The organism is Paracoccus isoporae (assembly GCF_900101865.1).
Taxonomy (GTDB): Bacteria; Pseudomonadota; Alphaproteobacteria; order Rhodobacterales; family Rhodobacteraceae; genus Paracoccus; species Paracoccus isoporae.
In genome coordinates this window covers 124680-141347 of the sequence record NZ_FNAH01000002.1, presented here as the reverse complement: position 1 = coordinate 141347, position 16668 = coordinate 124680, and the positions used below count along the sequence as shown (strand labels likewise).

The 16668-nt window shown below is 67.5% G+C and carries 17 protein-coding genes and 1 tRNA gene; 6 read left to right on the top strand and 12 right to left on the bottom strand.

Annotation, left to right across the window (positions count from 1 at the left end; genetic code table 11):
• From glgX to BLT73_RS04335, 3 genes are all read left to right on the top strand, one after another.
• The gene (gene glgX / locus BLT73_RS04345; RefSeq protein WP_245727063.1) at positions 1 to 2088 is read left to right on the top strand and encodes a glycogen debranching protein GlgX; all 2088 of its coding nucleotides are present in this window, start codon (positions 1 to 3) and stop codon (positions 2086 to 2088) included.
• The gene (locus tag BLT73_RS04340; protein WP_090521253.1) at positions 2085 to 3716 is read left to right on the top strand and encodes an alpha-D-glucose phosphate-specific phosphoglucomutase; all 1632 of its coding nucleotides are present in this window, start codon (positions 2085 to 2087) and stop codon (positions 3714 to 3716) included. Before glgX ends, BLT73_RS04340 begins: the two co-directional genes overlap by 4 nt.
• Positions 3717 to 3938: 222 nt before the next feature.
• Complete coding sequence (locus BLT73_RS04335; RefSeq protein ID WP_090521864.1) at positions 3939 to 4583, top strand: trimeric intracellular cation channel family protein; 645 nt, start codon at positions 3939 to 3941, stop codon at positions 4581 to 4583.
• Between the two features lie 275 nt (positions 4584 to 4858).
• On the opposite strand, the gene BLT73_RS04330 is transcribed toward BLT73_RS04335, so the two are convergent.
• A complete protein-coding gene (locus BLT73_RS04330; RefSeq protein WP_090521252.1) occupies positions 4859 to 6082 on the bottom strand; it encodes an NAD-dependent epimerase/dehydratase family protein in 1224 nt (407 codons plus the stop codon).
• A gap of 212 nt (positions 6083 to 6294) precedes the next feature.
• Between BLT73_RS04330 and BLT73_RS04325 the strand changes: the two genes are divergently transcribed.
• Positions 6295 to 6894 carry a hypothetical protein gene (locus tag BLT73_RS04325; RefSeq protein WP_090521250.1) on the top strand — a complete coding sequence of 200 codons (600 nt, stop codon included), beginning with the start codon at positions 6295 to 6297 and terminating at the stop codon, positions 6892 to 6894.
• 65 nt (positions 6895 to 6959) lie between these two features.
• On the opposite strand, the gene BLT73_RS04320 is transcribed toward BLT73_RS04325, so the two are convergent.
• The 5 genes from BLT73_RS04320 to purM form a co-directional block, all read right to left on the bottom strand.
• Positions 6960 to 7619, bottom strand: a complete 660-nt coding sequence (locus tag BLT73_RS04320; protein ID WP_090521249.1) for a LutC/YkgG family protein — start codon at positions 7617 to 7619, stop codon at positions 6960 to 6962.
• Entirely contained in the window at positions 7616 to 9037 is a 1422-nt protein-coding gene (locus BLT73_RS04315; RefSeq protein WP_090521247.1) for a lactate utilization protein B, read from the bottom strand. The genes BLT73_RS04320 and BLT73_RS04315 overlap by 4 nt, the downstream gene beginning before the upstream one ends.
• Positions 9037 to 9792 carry a (Fe-S)-binding protein gene (locus BLT73_RS04310; RefSeq protein WP_090521245.1) on the bottom strand — a complete coding sequence of 252 codons (756 nt, stop codon included), beginning with the start codon at positions 9790 to 9792 and terminating at the stop codon, positions 9037 to 9039. Before BLT73_RS04310 ends, BLT73_RS04315 begins: the two co-directional genes overlap by 1 nt.
• Before the next feature lie 77 nt (positions 9793 to 9869).
• Positions 9870 to 10457 (bottom strand): phosphoribosylglycinamide formyltransferase, encoded by a 588-nt coding sequence (purN, locus tag BLT73_RS04305; RefSeq protein WP_090521244.1) that lies wholly within the window; start codon positions 10455 to 10457, stop codon positions 9870 to 9872.
• On the bottom strand, positions 10454 to 11500 hold the full coding sequence (gene purM / locus BLT73_RS04300) for a phosphoribosylformylglycinamidine cyclo-ligase (RefSeq protein WP_090521242.1): 1047 nt from the start codon (positions 11498 to 11500) through the stop codon (positions 10454 to 10456). The genes purN and purM overlap by 4 nt, the downstream gene beginning before the upstream one ends.
• 140 nt (positions 11501 to 11640) lie before the next feature.
• On the opposite strand from purM, the gene BLT73_RS04295 reads away from it, so the two are divergent.
• A tRNA-Ile gene (locus BLT73_RS04295) sits at positions 11641 to 11716 on the top strand.
• Positions 11717 to 11738: 22 nt separating this feature from the next.
• On the opposite strand, the gene BLT73_RS04290 is transcribed toward BLT73_RS04295, so the two are convergent.
• Positions 11739 to 12026 carry an RNA-binding S4 domain-containing protein gene (locus BLT73_RS04290; RefSeq protein ID WP_090521240.1) on the bottom strand — a complete coding sequence of 96 codons (288 nt, stop codon included), beginning with the start codon at positions 12024 to 12026 and terminating at the stop codon, positions 11739 to 11741.
• A 76-nt stretch (positions 12027 to 12102) separates the two neighbouring features.
• Here BLT73_RS04290 and BLT73_RS04285 point away from each other — a divergent pair, with 76 nt between their 5' ends.
• Positions 12103 to 12729, top strand: coding sequence for a cytochrome c biogenesis CcdA family protein (locus tag BLT73_RS04285; protein WP_090521239.1), 627 nt, complete (start codon positions 12103 to 12105; stop codon positions 12727 to 12729).
• 5 nt (positions 12730 to 12734) lie between these two features.
• On the opposite strand, the gene BLT73_RS04280 is transcribed toward BLT73_RS04285, so the two are convergent.
• From BLT73_RS04280 to paaI, 5 genes are all read right to left on the bottom strand, one after another.
• Positions 12735 to 13157 (bottom strand): protein tyrosine phosphatase family protein, encoded by a 423-nt coding sequence (locus BLT73_RS04280; RefSeq protein ID WP_218132503.1) that lies wholly within the window; start codon positions 13155 to 13157, stop codon positions 12735 to 12737.
• A gap of 13 nt (positions 13158 to 13170) precedes the next feature.
• On the bottom strand, positions 13171 to 14055 hold the full coding sequence (locus BLT73_RS04275) for an MBL fold metallo-hydrolase (RefSeq protein ID WP_090521236.1): 885 nt from the start codon (positions 14053 to 14055) through the stop codon (positions 13171 to 13173).
• A 156-nt stretch (positions 14056 to 14211) separates the two neighbouring features.
• A complete protein-coding gene (locus BLT73_RS04270) occupies positions 14212 to 14808 on the bottom strand; it encodes a TetR/AcrR family transcriptional regulator (RefSeq protein ID WP_090521235.1) in 597 nt (198 codons plus the stop codon).
• Positions 14809 to 14900: 92 nt separating this feature from the next.
• Positions 14901 to 16217: a phenylacetate--CoA ligase PaaK gene (paaK, locus tag BLT73_RS04265; protein WP_090521234.1), complete on the bottom strand. Its 1317-nt coding sequence runs from the start codon at positions 16215 to 16217 to the stop codon at positions 14901 to 14903.
• A 20-nt stretch (positions 16218 to 16237) separates the two neighbouring features.
• On the bottom strand, positions 16238 to 16663 hold the full coding sequence (gene paaI / locus BLT73_RS04260) for a hydroxyphenylacetyl-CoA thioesterase PaaI (protein ID WP_090521860.1): 426 nt from the start codon (positions 16661 to 16663) through the stop codon (positions 16238 to 16240).
• Positions 16664 to 16668 lie beyond the last annotated feature (5 nt).

Here is a 16668-nt window from a genome sequence, read left to right as displayed (position 1 = left end):
ATGACCTACGCGATCTCGGCCGGCAGCGCCGACCGGCTCGGGGCGCATCCCGTGGGCGACGGGGTGAATTTCGCCGTGTTCTCCGCCCATGCCGAGCGCATCGAGATCTGCCTCTACGATGCGCAGGGGCAGCGCGAGATCCAGAAACTGGCCCTGCCCGACCGGCTGGGCGATATCTGGCACGGCTTCGTGCCCGGTCTGGGCGCGGGCGCGCTTTACGGTCTGCGCGCCTATGGCCCCTTCGCACCGCAGCAGGGGCACCGGTTCAACCCCGCCAAGCTGCTGATCGACCCTTATGCGCGGCGTCTCTCCGGCCCGCTGATCCAGCATGAGGCGCTGCTGGGATATGTTCCGGGGGCAGCCCAGGCCGATCTGTCGCCGGATCACCGCGATTCCGCCCCGTTCATGCCGAAATGCATGGTCTACGCCGACCCTGCCCCCCTGCCCCGCGCGCGGCGCGTCCCGCGCGACCGGGTGGTGATCTACGAGGCCCATCCCAAGGGGCTGACCGCCGCCCATCCGGGCGTGCCCGAGGCGCAGCGCGGCCGCTTCGCCGGACTGGCCAGCGATGCGGTGATCGAGCATCTGCACCGGCTGGGCATCACGACGCTGGAACTGCTGCCGGTGCAGGCCCATGCCGACGAGGCCTTCCTGACCCGCAAGGGGCTGTCGAATTACTGGGGCTACAACACGCTGGCCTTCTTCGCGCCCGAGGCGGGCTATACCGCGCAGGGCGATCCGGCGGAGTTCCGCGACATGGTCACGCGGCTGCATGCGGCGGGGATCGAGGTGGTGCTGGACGTGGTCTACAACCACACCGCCGAGGGCAACGAGCTGGGCCCGACCCTGTCCTTCCGCGGTCTGGACAATGCCAGCTACTACCGGCTGATGCCCGACAATCCGCGCTTCTACGTCAACGACACCGGCACCGGCAACACGGTGAACTGCGCCCATCCGATGGTCATCCGCATGATCCTCGATTCGCTGCGCTACTGGGTCGAGATCATGGGGGTGGACGGGTTCCGCTTCGACCTGGCCCCGGTGCTGGGCCGCGAGCCGGAGGGGTTCGCCCCCGATGGCCGGTTCCTGTCGGCGCTGCGTCAGGATCCGGTGCTGGCCAATGTGCGGCTTATTGCGGAACCGTGGGATGTCGGCCCCGGCGGATACCAGCTCGGTGCCTTTCCCCCGCCCTTCCTGGAATGGAATGACCGCTTCCGCGACACCGCCCGCGGCTTCTGGCGGCGCGATGGCGGGATCGCGGAGTTGGCCGAGCGGATCACCGGCTCCGCCCCCAGCTTCGACCGGGGCGGGCGTGCGCCGCAGGCGACGGTGAATTTCATCACCGCCCATGACGGGTTCACCCTGGCCGATCTGACCAGCTACGACCACAAGCACAACCTGCCCAATCACGAGGGCAATAATGACGGGCATAACGACAACCGCTCGGACAATCTGGGCCATGAAGGCCCGACCGATGATCCGTCCATCAACGCCGCCCGCGCGCAGCGGCGCCGCAACCTGCTGGCGACGCTGTTTCTGTCGCAGGGCACGCCGATGTTGTTGGCCGGCGACGAGATCGCCAACAGTCAGCACGGCAACAACAACGCCTATTGCCAGGACAACCCGACCGGCTGGATCGACTGGGACGATCCCGATCGGGCCCTGGCCGATTTCACCGCGCGGCTGATCGCGCTGCGCCACGCCCATCCGGTGCTGCGCCAGCGGCGCTTCCTGCACTCGGCCGAGATCCCCGGCGGCGGGCGCGATCTGGTGTGGCGGCTGCCGGGCGGGGAGGAGCCGTCGCCCGCCGACTGGCAGAACCCGGGGCTGCGCACGCTGGCGCTCGAACTGCGCCTGGCGGCCGATCTTCCGGATCGCGACGCGCATGCAGACGACACCGCCTTGATCGCCGTGAACGGCAGCGATGCGCCGGTCGAGATCTTGCTGCCCGAATTGCGCGGACGCGGCTGGTTGCGGTGCCTCGACACCGCCGATCCGCTGACGCAGGATCGGTCCGAACCGGGTGCCAGCGTGCTGGTCCATGCCGATTCCATTGCCTTGTTCATGCCAGAGGGAGACCCCGCATGAGTGTTAACACCGTCACCACCACCCCGATCGAGGGCCAGAAGCCTGGCACATCCGGCCTGCGCAAGAAGACCCGCGACTTCATGCAGGAGCATTTCCTGGAAAACTTCGTCCAGTCGATCATCGACGCCATCGGCGGGGTCGAGGGCAAGACGCTGGTGCTGGGCGGGGATGGCCGGTTCTTCAACGACCGCGCGGCGCAGGTCATCCTGCGCATCTGCGCGGCGAACGGGGCGGCCAAGGTGATCGTGGGGCAGAATGCGCTGCTGTCGACCCCGGCTGCGTCCAACCTGATCCGCAAGCGCGGCGCGGATGGCGGGTTCATCATGTCGGCCAGCCATAATCCCGGCGGCGAGGACGAGGATTTCGGCCTGAAATTCAACGGCGCCAATGGCGGCCCGGCCCCGGAATCCGTGACCGACAGGATCTTTGCCCGCACCAGGGAGATCACCGAATACCGCATCTTCGTGGCTCAGGACGCCGATCTTTCCGCGCCGGGCAGCGCCCAGATGGGCGGAATGGAGATCGAGATCGTCGATCCGGTCGCAGACTATGCCGAGCTGATGGACCAGATCTTCGATTTCGCCGCGATCCGCGATCTTCTGGGCGCGGGCTTTACCCTGCGTTTCGACGCCATGCATGCGGTGACCGGCCCCTATGCGACCGAGATCCTTGAAAACCGGCTCGGCGCCGCACCGGGCAGCGTCGTCAATGCCACCCCCCTGCCCGATTTCGGCGGCGGCCATCCCGATCCGAACCCGGTCTGGGCCGATGATCTGATGGCCGTGATGATGGGCGCGGAGGCCCCGGATTTCGGCGCCGCCTCGGACGGCGATGGCGACCGCAACATGATCGTCGGGCGCGGCATCTACGTCACGCCCTCCGACAGTCTGGCGGTGCTGGCGGCGAATGCGCATCATGCGCCGGGCTACGCGGCCGGCCTGTCGGGGGTGGCACGCTCCATGCCGACCTCGCGCGCCGCCGATCTGGTGGCGGAGAAGGCCGGGATCGACTGCTACGAGACGCCCACCGGCTGGAAGTTCTTCGGCAATCTGCTGGATGCGGGCCGGGTGACGCTGTGCGGCGAGGAATCGGCCGGCACCGGCTCGGACCATGTGCGCGAGAAGGACGGGCTGTGGGCGGTGCTGCTCTGGCTGAACATCCTGGCCGCGCGCCGGCAATCCGTCGCGGAGATCATGCGCGATCACTGGGCGGAATACGGGCGCAACTACTATTCCCGCCATGATTACGAGGCGGTGCCTGCCGATCGGGCGAATGCGCTGATCGACCGGCTGCGCGGCATTCTGGACGGTCTGCCGGGCCAGGATTTCGCCGGGATGCAGGTCGAGGCCGCCAATGATTTCGCCTATCACGACCCGATCGACGACTCCGTCTCCGAGCGTCAGGGCATCCGGATCATCTTCACCGATGGCTCGCGCATCGTCATGCGCCTGTCCGGCACCGGCACCGAGGGCGCGACGCTGCGGGTCTATCTGGAACGTTATCAGCCTGCCGATGGCAATCTGTCGCTCCCGGTGGAGGAGGCGCTCGCCCCGGTCATCGCCGCAGCCGAGGACATCGCGCAGATCCGCGACCACACCGGCCGCGACCGGCCCGACGTCACGACCTGAGGGTCAGGCGGCGCGTCTACCGACGGCGCGTCCCGCCCATCGTCAACAATCGTGTCCTGTTACGGGGGCGGAGGGCCGCGTCCGCGGCGTGCACCCATCCGGCCGACAACGTGTCAGCCCGGCGATATGAGCGACCCTGCCACCGCACCCTTCCCTGCCGCGGCGTTTCATGGCACAGGCGCGACTGTCATGCCGCGACAGGAGGGCCAGGTGACCCCGGAGATGCTGAACACGCTTGGCGCCTATATCTGGGCGCTGGATTACGGATCGGTGCTTGTCTTCGCGCTGACCGGTGCGCTCGTGGCCAGCCGGGCGCAGCTCGACATTATCGGGTTCATCTTCATGGCCTCGCTGACCGCGGTGGGCGGCGGCACGCTGCGTGATCTGGTGCTTGGGCGCGATCCGGTCTTCTGGGTGGCGCAGCCGGAACTGATCGGGATCGCGACTGCCGCCGCGGTGCTGGTGTTCTGGACCGCGCATCTGCTGGAGAGCCGGTATCGCTGGCTGCTCTGGCTGGACGCGATCGCGCTTGCGGTGGCGGTGCCGGCGGGGGTGGGCGTGGCGCTCGTGGGCGGCTACGGGCCGGTGATCGTGGTCATCGCGGGGGTCATCACCGGCACGATGGGCGGGCTGATGCGCGACGTGGTCGGCAACGAGGTGCCGCTGATCCTGAAGGGCAGCGAACTCTACCTGACCTGCGCCTTTGGCGGGGCGGTGGTGGCGCTGATGCTGGCCTGGCTGGGGCTGCCGCGGCCGGTGGCGCTGAGCGGCGGCGGGCTGAGCGTGTTCCTGCTGCGCGCGGGCACGCTGATCTGGGGATGGTCGCTGCCGGTCTACAAGCCGAGGCCGCCGCGGATGCGGGGGTGATCCGAGTCCGATCACAGGGCATCGTTCGGCCGCCGGGTGGACGCAGCGGCATTTGAGCAATGCGCTTTATCCCTCATCCCCGTTGAACGGCCGTCCGGCGCGGACCGGCGAAGAAGCGTCCGCCCGAGGGGGCGGCCGGACGCTGCCCGGCGGGGCTGCGCCCCTTGATTCCGGGCGGGGATAGAGCGGTGATGTTGGCGCGAGCAGAGATCGCGGCCCGCAGATTAGCAGCCCGCCGCCGACCCGTAACCGCTCGGGTCGTGGCGCGGCCGCCGTTACTCCGCCGCTTTCGCGTCCTGCGCGTGCGCCTCGGGGTCGTGATCGACCTCGGCCGCGATCTCCTTCGTCCAGGCCGACACCGCCGGCACGCGCAAGCGGTCGATGCGGTGCTGGTATTTCTTCGCCACATCCACCACTTCGGACAACAACCCCTCCTCCAGCGTGATCGGGTTCAGCCCCAAGGCCAGAAACTGGTCGTTCTTCACGATGAGATCGTTTTCAGCCGCCTCCTTGCGCGGGTTGGGCAGGTTCATCACCTTCGCCCCCGACAGCCGCGCCACCATCGCCGCCAGATCGCGGACCCGGTGGGTCTCGGTCATCTGGTTGAAGATCTTCACCCGCTCGCCCGCCGCGGGCGCATCGGCCAAGGCCAGCTCGATGCAGCGCACGCAATCCTGAATATGGATGAAAGCCCGCGTCTGACCGCCCGTGCCATGCACCGTCAGCGGATAGCCGATCGCCGCCTGAATGAGAAACCGGTTCAGCACCGTGCCGTAATCGCCGTCATAATCGAACCGGTTGATGAGCTGCTCATGGCGCCGTGTCTGATCGGTATGCGTCCCCCAGACGATGCCCTGATGCAGATCAGTGATGCGCAGCCCGTCATTCTGGGCGAAGAACTGGAACATGATCTGATCGAGGCTCTTGGTCATGTGATAGACCGAGCCGGGCCGCGTCGGATACAGCACCTGCTGCTGTTTCTTGCCGGTGGGGGTGTCGATCTCGATATCCAGATAGCCCTCGGGGATCGGCGCACCGACCGAGGAATAGCCGTACACCCCCATCGTGCCCAGATGGACCAGATGCGCGTCGATCCCGGTCTCGACCATCGCCGCCAGCAGGTTATGGGTGGCGTTGACGTTGTTGTCGACGGTGTAGACCTTGTGGCGGTCGGTCTTCATCGAATAGGGCGCGGCGCGCTGTTCGGCGAAATGGATGATGGCGTCGGGCCTGTGCTCGGCCAGCCATGTCTTCAGCCGCTCGAATTCCTTGGCCAGATCGAGCAGGTGGAACTGGATCTGGTTCCCCGTCTCCTGCTTCCAGATCCGGCAGCGTTCCTGGATCGAATCCATCGGGGTCAGGGACTGCACGCCCAGCTCCGTGTCGATCCATCTGCGCGACAGGTTATCGAGGATATGCACCTCGTGGCCGAGATTGGACAGATGAAGCGAGGTCGGCCAGCCGACAAATCCGTCGCCGCCAAGAACCGCAATGCGCATGAGAAGCCTTTCCTTACTGCAATCCCCGGCCATCCGGGCCGGGTCAGGCGCCGCCTGGCCCTGATGAGTAGTCGCCGCTTATCATTGCTGCAAGACAGTTCTGTGACGCTGTAATGACGGGCGGGAAACCGCCCTCCGATCAGAGACTTGCCGAACCGGCACGGCTTGGCGATAATCGGAGGGGAGATCTGATTCCGGCCAGCGGGGCTGCCATGTCCTTCCCGAACCAGTCCTTTTTCGACGATCCGCAAAGCGTTCAGCGCGCCCAGGGGATCGATCTGCGCGCCAGCACCGCCATCACCGACGCGCAGGGCCGTGTCCTGTTCCGCGCGCAGACCGGCGGCATGATCTCGCCGCAGCGCCGGGAAATTGCCGCTGGAACCAAGCTCTTCCGTTTCGGAAAGCAGGCGGCGGGCATTGCCGGTGTGGCGGCAGGGTCATGGTGGATCGAGCGGCAGGCGCTCGATCAGATCATCCGCTTCGGCGAGGTCTGGGGGCTGTCTGTCGGCATGGCCCTGCGCACGCTCTGCCTCGTGCCGCCGGAGTGGAGCGATACAAGCCTGCTGATCCGTGTCGCCACCACCCGAAATCTGCTGGCCTGGTCCGGCCTCGCCAATTCGGTCGTCATCCCTGCCGGTGATGGCGGCCCGGATGTCAGGATGCCGCATCAGAACGACCTTGCCGCAAGGCGGGTGACGCAGCTTTTCATTCCCGGCATGACGAAAGCGGGCTCGGTCCAGAACTGGCTGCGGCTGGAGCAATCCTATCCGCTCGACAAGCAGGCCAGCCGCCAGGGCTTCCTGTATCTTTAGCGCGCTCGGCCCACCCATTGTCACGTCACGTTGCGCGTGCTGACGCCGCGCCGGATGGGGTGATGTCACCCCTTCATCAACAGCACATGCACAAAGCCCGGCCCATGCGCGCCGCGGACGAAGAACCCCTCGATATCCGTGGTGCCGGAGGAGCCGGTGATCATCACCGCGTTGCGGGGCGCGGCCACGCTGTGCGTTGCGTAATCTTCCAGATGCGGCAGCACCGCGCTTTCGCGGACCACGACCAGCCAGTGACGCGGCAGCAGGGCGTGCAGCACAGGCTGGGTGGGCGATGAGTGGATCACCACCGAGCCGGTCTCTCCGATCGCCCAATCCGCGACGCTGATCGCGGCGGCCTCGTCCGGGGCGCAGTCCTTGCGGGTCTCGATCCCCGCGCCGGAGAGGTCGGCCAAAAGCGGATCGCCCGTCACCGCCACGACCGGCGGCAGTCCTTGTTCCTGAAGATACTGCGCCACCGCCTGCGGCAAGGCCGATCTGCCCGCCACATGCGACAGCGTGACGCCGAGCGCGGGCATGGCGCATTTCTCGATGAAGGCAGAGACCGGGTCCGGGCCGGTCAGCTTCGGGCGCACCGAGCCGGGCGCTGCCAGCAGCGCCGCGGCCTCGGCCCGGATCTCCGTTTCCGACCGGCGCGGCAGCGCGCCGGCCGGGCCGCTTGTCAGCCCGCGTTCGATGGCCGCGAAAATATCGTCGCGCGCGCTCATTCCCGGCCCCGGCGCTGCGCGCTGCGATACTGCGCCATGAAGCTGCGCGCGGCGGGTGTCGGCAGATCGCGCGAGCCGGTCCAGCCCCCCGCCAGCGGCATGCGGCGGATCCAGCCGCCCCGACCGAACAGGCGCATCACCGGCAGCGCCAGCCACGTGCCGATATGATAGAGCCAGGGCCGCCGCGCCGCAAAACCCCACAGCCCCAACCCGAACCGCATCGCCCCGGCCTGCTGCTGGCTGTCCCAACTGCGCACGCGCCACGCCTTGAGCATGGTTTTCAGCGGGATCTTCACCGGGCAGACCTCTTCGCAGCGGCCGTTCATGGTGCAGGCGAAGGGCAGATCCTTGCTGGGCGCCAGCCCGTCCAGCACCGGCGTCAGCACCGCACCCATCGGGCCGGGATAGGTGCCGCCATAGGCGTGCCCGCCGATCTGACGATAGACCACGCAGTGATTCATGCAGGCCCCGCAGCGCACGCAGCGCAGCATCTCGCGGAACTCGTCGCCCAGCATCCGCGTCCGGCCATTATCGACCAGCACTACATGCATGACCTCCGGCCCATCCGCATCGCCGGCCCGTTTCGGCCCGCAATGGAAGGTAGTGTATTGGGTGACCTCGCCCCCGGTGGCCGAGCGCACCAGCACCCGCAGCAGCGCCATCGCATGCGCGGTAGAGGGCACCAGCTTCTCGATCCCCGCGGTCACGATATGGACGCGCGGCGGGGTGGTGGACAATTCGGCATTGCCCTCATTGGTGACGGTGCAGGTCGCGCCGGTCTCGGCCACCAGGAAATTCGCCCCCGAGATGCCGATATCGGCCGCCAGGAATTTCTCGCGCAGCACCCTCCGGGCCGAGGCCACCATCGCCTCGGGATCCTCGGCGTTGGGCGGCGGGCTGTGGCCGTCGCGGAACAGATCGGCCACGTCCTCGCGCGTGCGGTGCATGGCGGGCCAGATGATATGGCTGGGACGTTCGCCGGCAAGCTGGATGATATGCTCGGCCAGATCGGTCTCCACCCGCTCGATCCCGGCCTCCTCGAGCGCGTGGGGCAGGCCGATCTCCTCGCCCAGCATGGATTTGGAGCGGGTGACGATCCTGGCACCCTCGTCACGGCAGATGCGCGTCACGATCCCGGCGGCTTCGGCGGCGTTGCGCGCCCAGTGGATCTGCGCCCCGGCGGCCGTGGCATTGCGCTCGAACTCGGCCAGGTAGTGGTCGAGATGCGCGATGACGTGATCCTTGATCGCGGCGGCGCGGCTGCGCGCGGCCTCAAATTCGGGAAACGCAGCCACGGCGGCGGCGCGTTTGCTCTGGCCGGTGCCGGTGGTGCGATCGATGGCGACCTTCAGATGCGCGTCGGACAGCGCGGCACTTGCGCGAGCCTTGAAATCCGGCCCGGTCTGCGGCGCGCCCATCAGCCTTCCTCCCCGATGGCGGGGCCGTCCGCCATGCCCGCCAGCACCTCGGCAGTGTGGAAACAGCGGGTCGCCGCGCCTTCGCGGTTCAGGCGCCCCGCCATGTTCATCAGGCAGCCCAGATCGCCGGCCAGGAGCAGATCCGCACCGGTGTCGCGAATATTGCGGGTCTTTTCGGACAGGATCGCGGTGGAGATCTCGGGATATTTCACGCAGAACGTCCCGCCGAAGCCGCAGCAGATATTGGCACCCTCCAGCGGGCGCATCTCCAGCCCCGCCACACCGGCCAGCAACTCGCGGGGCTGGCGCTCCACCCCCAATTCGCGCAGGCCGGAGCAACTGTCGTGATAGGTGGCCGACGCCTCCAGCCGCACCCCATCGGGCTGCCAGCCCAGCACGTCGCGCAGAAAGCCAATGATGTCATATGATCTGGAGGCAAGATCTTCCGCGCGCCGCCGCCAGCCTGCATCATCCATCAGCGACGGGTAGGAGCGGATCTGCCCGACGCAGGATCCCGACGGCGCGACGAGATAGTCGAACCCCTCGAACACCTCGATGACCTGCCGCGCGAGGGCGGCCGCACCGCGCCGGTCGCCGCTGTTGCCGCCGGGCTGACCGCAGCAAGTCTGGGCGCGCGGCACCTCGACCGTGCAGCCCGCCGATTCCAGCAATCGCAGCGTTGCGAAGCCGATCTGCGGGCGCATCGCATCGACGAGACAGGTGACGAATAATCCGACTTGGGGAGAGGCTGGCATCTGGCGTCCTCAGCTTGATCCGCACAGCCTGCCGGATTTCGCGCCCGCGTTCAACCGGCAGATATTACCCATTCTCTTCATATATATAGAGGAGACTTCTCACCTGAAGCAAAGCGGCGCAGCACCGCCGGATAGAGTGCATGTTCGCGGATCAGCACCCGCGCGGCAAGGCTGTCCGCGTCATCGCCCGGCCGCACCGGCACCCGCGCCTGCCCGAGGATCGGCCCGGCATCCAGATCGGCGGTGACTTCATGCACCGTCGCCCCGGCCTCGGCATCGCCCGCCGCGATCGCGCGGGCATGGGTGTGCAGGCCGGGATATTTCGGCAGAAGCGACGGGTGGATGTTCAGCATCCGACCGGCATAGCGGCGGACAAACTCCGGCGTCAGGATGCGCATGAACCCGGCAAGCGCCACGATGTCCGGCTCGGCCGCGTCGAGATGGCGGGCCAGTTCCGCCTCGAACGCGGCGCGGTCGCGGCCGAAGGGGCGATGATCGACGGCAAAGCTGGCGACACCCATGGCGCGGGCCTTCTCCAGCCCGCCCGCATCGGGATCATTCGCGCCGACGATCACCGGGCGCGCCGGATGGTCGCCGGTCATCGATTCGACCAGCCGGACCATGTTCGATCCGCCCCCGGAAATCAGGATGGCGACGCGGATCACGTCAGCGCGCCGCGATACTGCACCCCCTGCCCCGGCGCGACATGGCCCATCCGCGTGACCGTCTCGCCCGCATCGCGCAGCACGGCGGACAGGGCATCGGCCCGGTCCGCCGCCACCACCAGCACCATGCCGATGCCGCAATTGAAGGTCTTGAGCATCTCGGCCTCGGAAATCCCGCCCGCATTGGCCAGCCAGGCGAAGACCGGCGGAAGCGGCCACGCGGCCAGGTCGATCTCGGCCCCCAGCCCGTCGGGCAGGATGCGCGGCAGATTCTCGGTCAGCCCGCCGCCGGTGATATGGGCGAGCCCATGCACCCCGCCCGCGCGGATCGCAGCCAGGGCCGGCTGGACATACAGCCGCGTCGGCGTCAGCAGCGCCTGCCCCAGCGTGGCGTCGGAGAATGGCGCGGCATCGGCCCAGCCCAGCCCGGCCGCTTCGGCCACCCGGCGCACCAGCGAAAACCCGTTGGAATGCACCCCGTCCGAGGCGAGCCCGAGCAGCACGTCACCTGCCGCCACGCCTTGCGGCAGCTCCGCGCCCCGCTCCATCGCGCCGACGGCGAACCCTGCCAGGTCGAAATCCCCGTCGTGATACATGCCCGGCATCTCGGCCGTCTCGCCGCCGATCAGCGCGGCGCCGGAGCGCGCGCAGCCCTCCGCGATCCCCGTCACCACCCGCGCGGCCTCGTCCACGGAGAGCTTTCCGGTCGCGAAGTAATCCAGGAAGAACAGCGGCTCCGCCCCCTGGCAGACCAGGTCATTGACGCACATCGCGACGAGGTCGATGCCCAGACCGTCGAGTTCGCCGGTATCGATCCCGATGCGCAGCTTGGTGCCCACCCCATCGGTCGCGGCCACCAGCACCGGATCGGCATATCCCGCCGCCTTCAGATCGAACAGCGCCCCGAACCCGCCCAGCCCGGCCATCACGCCCGGCCGCGCCGTCGCCGCCGCCGCCGGCTTGATGCGGTCGACCAGGGCATTGCCCGCGTCGATATCGACGCCCGCATCGGCATAGGACAGACCGCGTTCGCGCTCGGACATCGGATTTCCTTTCGTCAATTCTGCCCGTGCGATACAGCAGGCGCTGCGCACGGGCAATACGGGCGATGCGGTCCGTGAGGTCCAAACCCCGCGCTTGACCGTGCCGCCGCGTCTGACTAGTCAGATGGGGATCACTGGCTGGGCCTGTAGCTCAATGGTCAGAGCAGGGCGCTCATAACGCCTTGGTTGGGGGTTCAAGTCCCTCCGGGCCTACCAATCCGACCGGCCGTGCCGGGCCTTACTCCTCATCGAAGATCCCGATCTTCTCCGGCGCGCTCAGATCACGATAGAGCTGCTGCGCCTGCGTCGCAGGTCCGCGCGTCTCGGACAGACCCAGCACCTCGATCCGCCGCCGCGTCCGGCCCTGGCGCAGTTCGATGATCTGGCCCGGCCGCACGGCGCGGGCGGGCTTGACCCGGTCGCCGTCGATGCGCACCTTGCCGCCCTCGATCATCTGCTGGGCGAGCGCGCGGGTCTTGTAGAACCGCGCTGCCCACAGGAACTTGTCCAGCCTGAGAGACTCCATCCGCCAGCGTTGACCGATCCGTGCGCGTGTTTCAACCGGATTGACTTCCCGGACCGCAGGCGCTCGAAGGAGCGCGATGACCGATCTTGCCGCCATCGACGCTTATCTGGCCGGGCTGTTGTCCTTCCTGTCGCCCTGTGTCCTGCCAGTGCTGCCCTTCTTTTTGTGCCTGCTGGCCGGGCGCGGCCTGCCGGGCTGGCAGGGGGCGGGGTTCGGCGCGGGGTTCGGCGCGGTGTTCCTGCTGTCCTGCCTGGGAGCCACGCGGATCGGGCAGATCTTTATCGCATGGCACGCGGAGCTTCGCCTGCTGGCCGGTGCCGTGCTGATCGTGGCGGCATTTCGGGTGCTGTCGTCAGGCCGCGCGGCCGGACGGTCTGGCATCATCCGGGCGGTGCTGCTGGGTCTGGCCTTCGGCTTTGGCTGGACCGCCTGCGTGGGGCCTAGCCTGTCGGCGCTGATCGCCCTGGCGCGGAGCGAGGCGCTGACCGGCACCGCGCTGCTTTCGCTTTACGCGGCCGGGATGGTCACGCCCTTCGTGGTCATGGCGAGTTTGACCGCCGCCCTGCCCCGCCCGGCCGGGCTGCTGCGCAAGGGATCGGCGCTCGGGTTGGCGATATTCGCGCTGCTCATCGCCACCGACCGGGTCAACCGGATCGCGCAATTCCTGCTGGAGCGCGCCGACTGGAGCGCGACGCTGATCTGACCCCCTTAGCCGGGGTCCCGCAGCGCGCCGGCGATTCCGCTGAGATCGTAACCCGCCTGACGCGCCGCCAGAAGGATCTCGTCGCGACCCTTGCGGCCCGATTGCGACAGCGCCCAGGCGGTCGCGCTGCGCGTGCCGCTGCGGCAATAGGCCAGCACCGGCGTCGGCAACTGCTCCATCGCCGCGCCGAATTCCGCGACGAGCGCGGCATTCATCTGACCGGGCGTGACCGGCAGCGTCACGAATGTCAGACCGGCCTCTTCCGCGGCGGCGGCGATCTGCGCGTGGTCCGGCTGGCCCGCCTCCTCGCCATCGGGGCGGTTGCAGATGATGCTGCGATAGCCCTGCGCGGCCAGCTCCGCGACATCGCCCGGCTCGATCTGCGGCGAGACCGAAATGCGGTCGTCGATCTTTCTGATATCCATCATCGGCAATCTCTCCTCATAGCTCGTTCAGCGGCACCTTGAGAAAGCGTTTGCCCGTTTCATCGGCGGGTGGCAACTCGCCTGCCCGCATATTCACCTGCAGCGACGGCAGGATCAGACGGGGCATGGCAAGGCTGGCGTCGCGTTCGGTGCGGAATTTCACGAAATCCTCGCGCGAGGTGCCGCCGCCGACATGGATGTTATGCGCCTTTTCCGCGCCCACGGTGGTCTCCCAGCGGATCTCGCGCCCATTCGGGCCGTAATCATGGCACATGAACAGTCGCATCTCCTCCGGCATGTCCAGCAGTTTCTGGATGCTGTCATACAGCTCACCCGCATCGCCGCCCGGAAAATCGGCGCGGGCCGACCCGCCATCGGGCATGAACAGCGTATCGCCCACAAAGGCCGCGTCCCCGATCACATGGGTCATGCAGGCCGGTGTGTGGCCGGGGGTGTGGATGGCGAAACACTCCATCCCGCCGATCCGGTAGCGGTCGCCATCGTCGAACAGCCGGTCGAACTGGCTGCCGTCGCGCTGAAACTCGGTGCCTTCGTTGAAGATCTTGCCGAAGGTCTCCTGCACCAGGGTGATGTTGCGCCCGATGCCCAGCCTGCCGCCCAGCTTGGACTGGATATAGGGCGCGGCAGAGAGGTGATCGGCATGGACATGGGTCTCGATCAGCCATTCGAGATCCAGCCCGTTCTCGCGGATGAAGCCGATCATCCGGTCGGCATGGTCATAGGCGATGCGGCCCGCGGCGTAGTCGATATCCATCACCGAATCGATCACCGCGCAGGCATCGCTGCCGGGATCACGGACGACATAGGAAATCGTGTTGCTGGCCTCGTCGAAAAACGGCTCGACCTCGGGGGTCACGGCCATGTTGACGCGATAGGACATGTGTTGCCTCCGATCTGGCTGCTGCCGGGGCCGTCGCATATCGGCGCAGACGCGGCCGGGACGGACTTCCCGCCTTACGCGGAAATTCTAGAACGCCGTGGCGGCGCTTCCAAGACGGATCGGAACATATTTTCGAGAGACGGCGCCGGGCGGCGCTCAGCGCACGGCCTTCACGCCCTCAAGGATCAGCGTGGTGGCGATGTCGGCGTAATCCTCGCGCGTGATCGGCCCGCCATCGCGGAACCACATATAGACCCAGTTCATCATCCCGAAGAGCGACATGGTCACCGGCATCAGAAGCGGGCGGTCCGCCTGAAGCTGCGGATTGATGCGGCCGATCACGGCAGAGAAGCGGCGCACGATGCGCCGTTCGATCTCGGCCAGGCTCTGCTGCTGCGCCTCGGACAGGGCGCGTTTCGCGTTGAGTTGCACGACATGTTCGTTATCCGCGCCGCGATAGATGTCCAGCACCGCGCCGACCAGACGGCGCAGCCGGTCCCGGTCATCCGCCTGCGGGTCATCGGCGGCGGCCACCGCGTCGTCGATTTCCAGCAGATGGGTCTCGATGATCGCAAAGATCAGCGCGTCCTTGCCGGGGTAGTAGTGATAGAGCAGCGCCTTGGACACGCCCGCCTTGTCGGCGATCTGCGCCATGGAGGCCTTGTCCATGCCGAGATCGGCAATCACCGCAGCCGCGCTGCGCAGCAGGTCCTGCTGCTTCTCGGCAAAATCGCTGGCGCGGGTCCGGGCCATTGGTCTTCCTGTCTTGCGGCGCGCGGATGGTCCGCGCCGCCGGCTGGCTTACCCTTCCGGCCCGGCCTTGTCACGCGACCGGGCGGGAAAACTTACCGCTCCTTCGGGCGGTTATCGACCACGCGCCTGGCCTTGCCCTCGGACCGGGCGACGCCGTCGGGGTCGTGGATGGTGATGGTCGAGCTGACCCCCACCACCGACTTGATGCGATGGGCCAGGTCCTTCGCCGCAGCATCCCGGCTGGCGGGATCGGCGGCATCGGGCAGGCATTCGCAATGCACCGTCATGCTGTCCATCCGGTTCGCGCCGGTCTGCAGCTCGATCTGGAAATGCGGGGCGAGCGAGGCGATCTTCAGGATCTGCTCCTCGATCTGGGTCGGGAACACGTTGACCCCGCGCAGGATGATCATGTCGTCGCTGCGCCCGGTGATCTTTTCCATCCGGCGCACGCTGCGCGCCGTGCCGGGCAGAAGCCGGGTCAGGTCGCGGGTGCGATAGCGCACCATCGGCAGCCCCTCCTTCGTCAGCGTGGTAAAGACCAGTTCACCCATCTCGCCATCGGGCAGCACCTCGCCCGTCTCGGGGTCGATGATCTCGGGCAGGAAATGATCTTCCCAGATATGCAGCCCGTCCTTGGTCTCCACGCATTCATTGGCCACGCCCGGCCCCATGATCTCGCTGAGGCCGTAAATATCCACCGCGTGCATGTCGAAGACCTGCTCGATCTCCTGGCGCATCTGGTTGGTCCAGGGCTCGGCCCCGAAGATCCCGACCTGAAGCGAGTTCTCGCGCGGGTCCATGCCCCGCCTGCGGAACTCGTCCAGGATCGACAGCATGTAGGACGGCGTGACCATGATGATGCGGGGCTTGAAATCCTCGATCAGCGTCACCTGCCGCTCGGTCATCCCGCCGGAGATCGGGACCACCGTGCAGCCCAGCCGTTCGGCCCCGTAATGCGCGCCCAGCCCGCCGGTGAACAGCCCGTAGCCGTAAGAGACATGGCAGATATCGCCGGGCCGCCCGCCCGAGGCGCGGATCGAGCGCGCGATCAGATCGGCCCAGTTGTCGATGTCGCGGCGTGTGTAGCCCACCACCGTCGGCTTGCCCGTGGTCCCGGACGAGGCATGGATGCGCACCAGCTCCTCGCGCGGGATGGCGAACATGCCGAACGGATATGTGTCGCGCAGATCCTGCTTGGTGGTGAAGGGAAATTTCGCCAGATCCGACAGCTCCCGCAGGTCGTCGGGATGCACCCCGGCCGCATCGAACCGCGCCTTGTAGAAGGGCGCGTTGTCATAGGCGTGGCGCAGCGACCATTTCAGCCGGTCGAGCTGGATCGCCGCGATATCGTCGCGCGAGGCGGTCTCGACGGGATCGAGCGTGGTAGGGTCCGGGGTCAGGTCTTCCATGGCACTTGTTCCTCACTGGCTCAATCGGGCACGTAGCTGCCCCGGACCGTCCGGGACATGCCGCGGAACAGGGCGATGCGCGTGCCGTGCTGATTTGTGACTTCGACATCATAGACGCCGCTGCGTCCCGCGCGGGAGACCTCGCGCGCATCGGCGGTCAGGTGATCGCCCAGCCTGGCCGGGGCGAGATAGGTGATCGAGGCCTGCTGGCCGACGGTGACGGCGTTGTAGCTGTTGCAGGCGAATGCGAAGGCGCTGTCTGCCAGGGTGAAGATGTAGCCGCCATGCCCGTTGTCATGGCCGTTGGTCATGGTTCGCGTCACCTCCATGCGCAGCCGCGCCGCGCCGGGCGCGATATGCTCGATGACCATGCCGAGATGCTGGCTGGCGCGGTCCGCGGCCCACATCGCATCGGCCGAAGCCTCGGCCAGTTCCTGCGGGGTCATGTCGG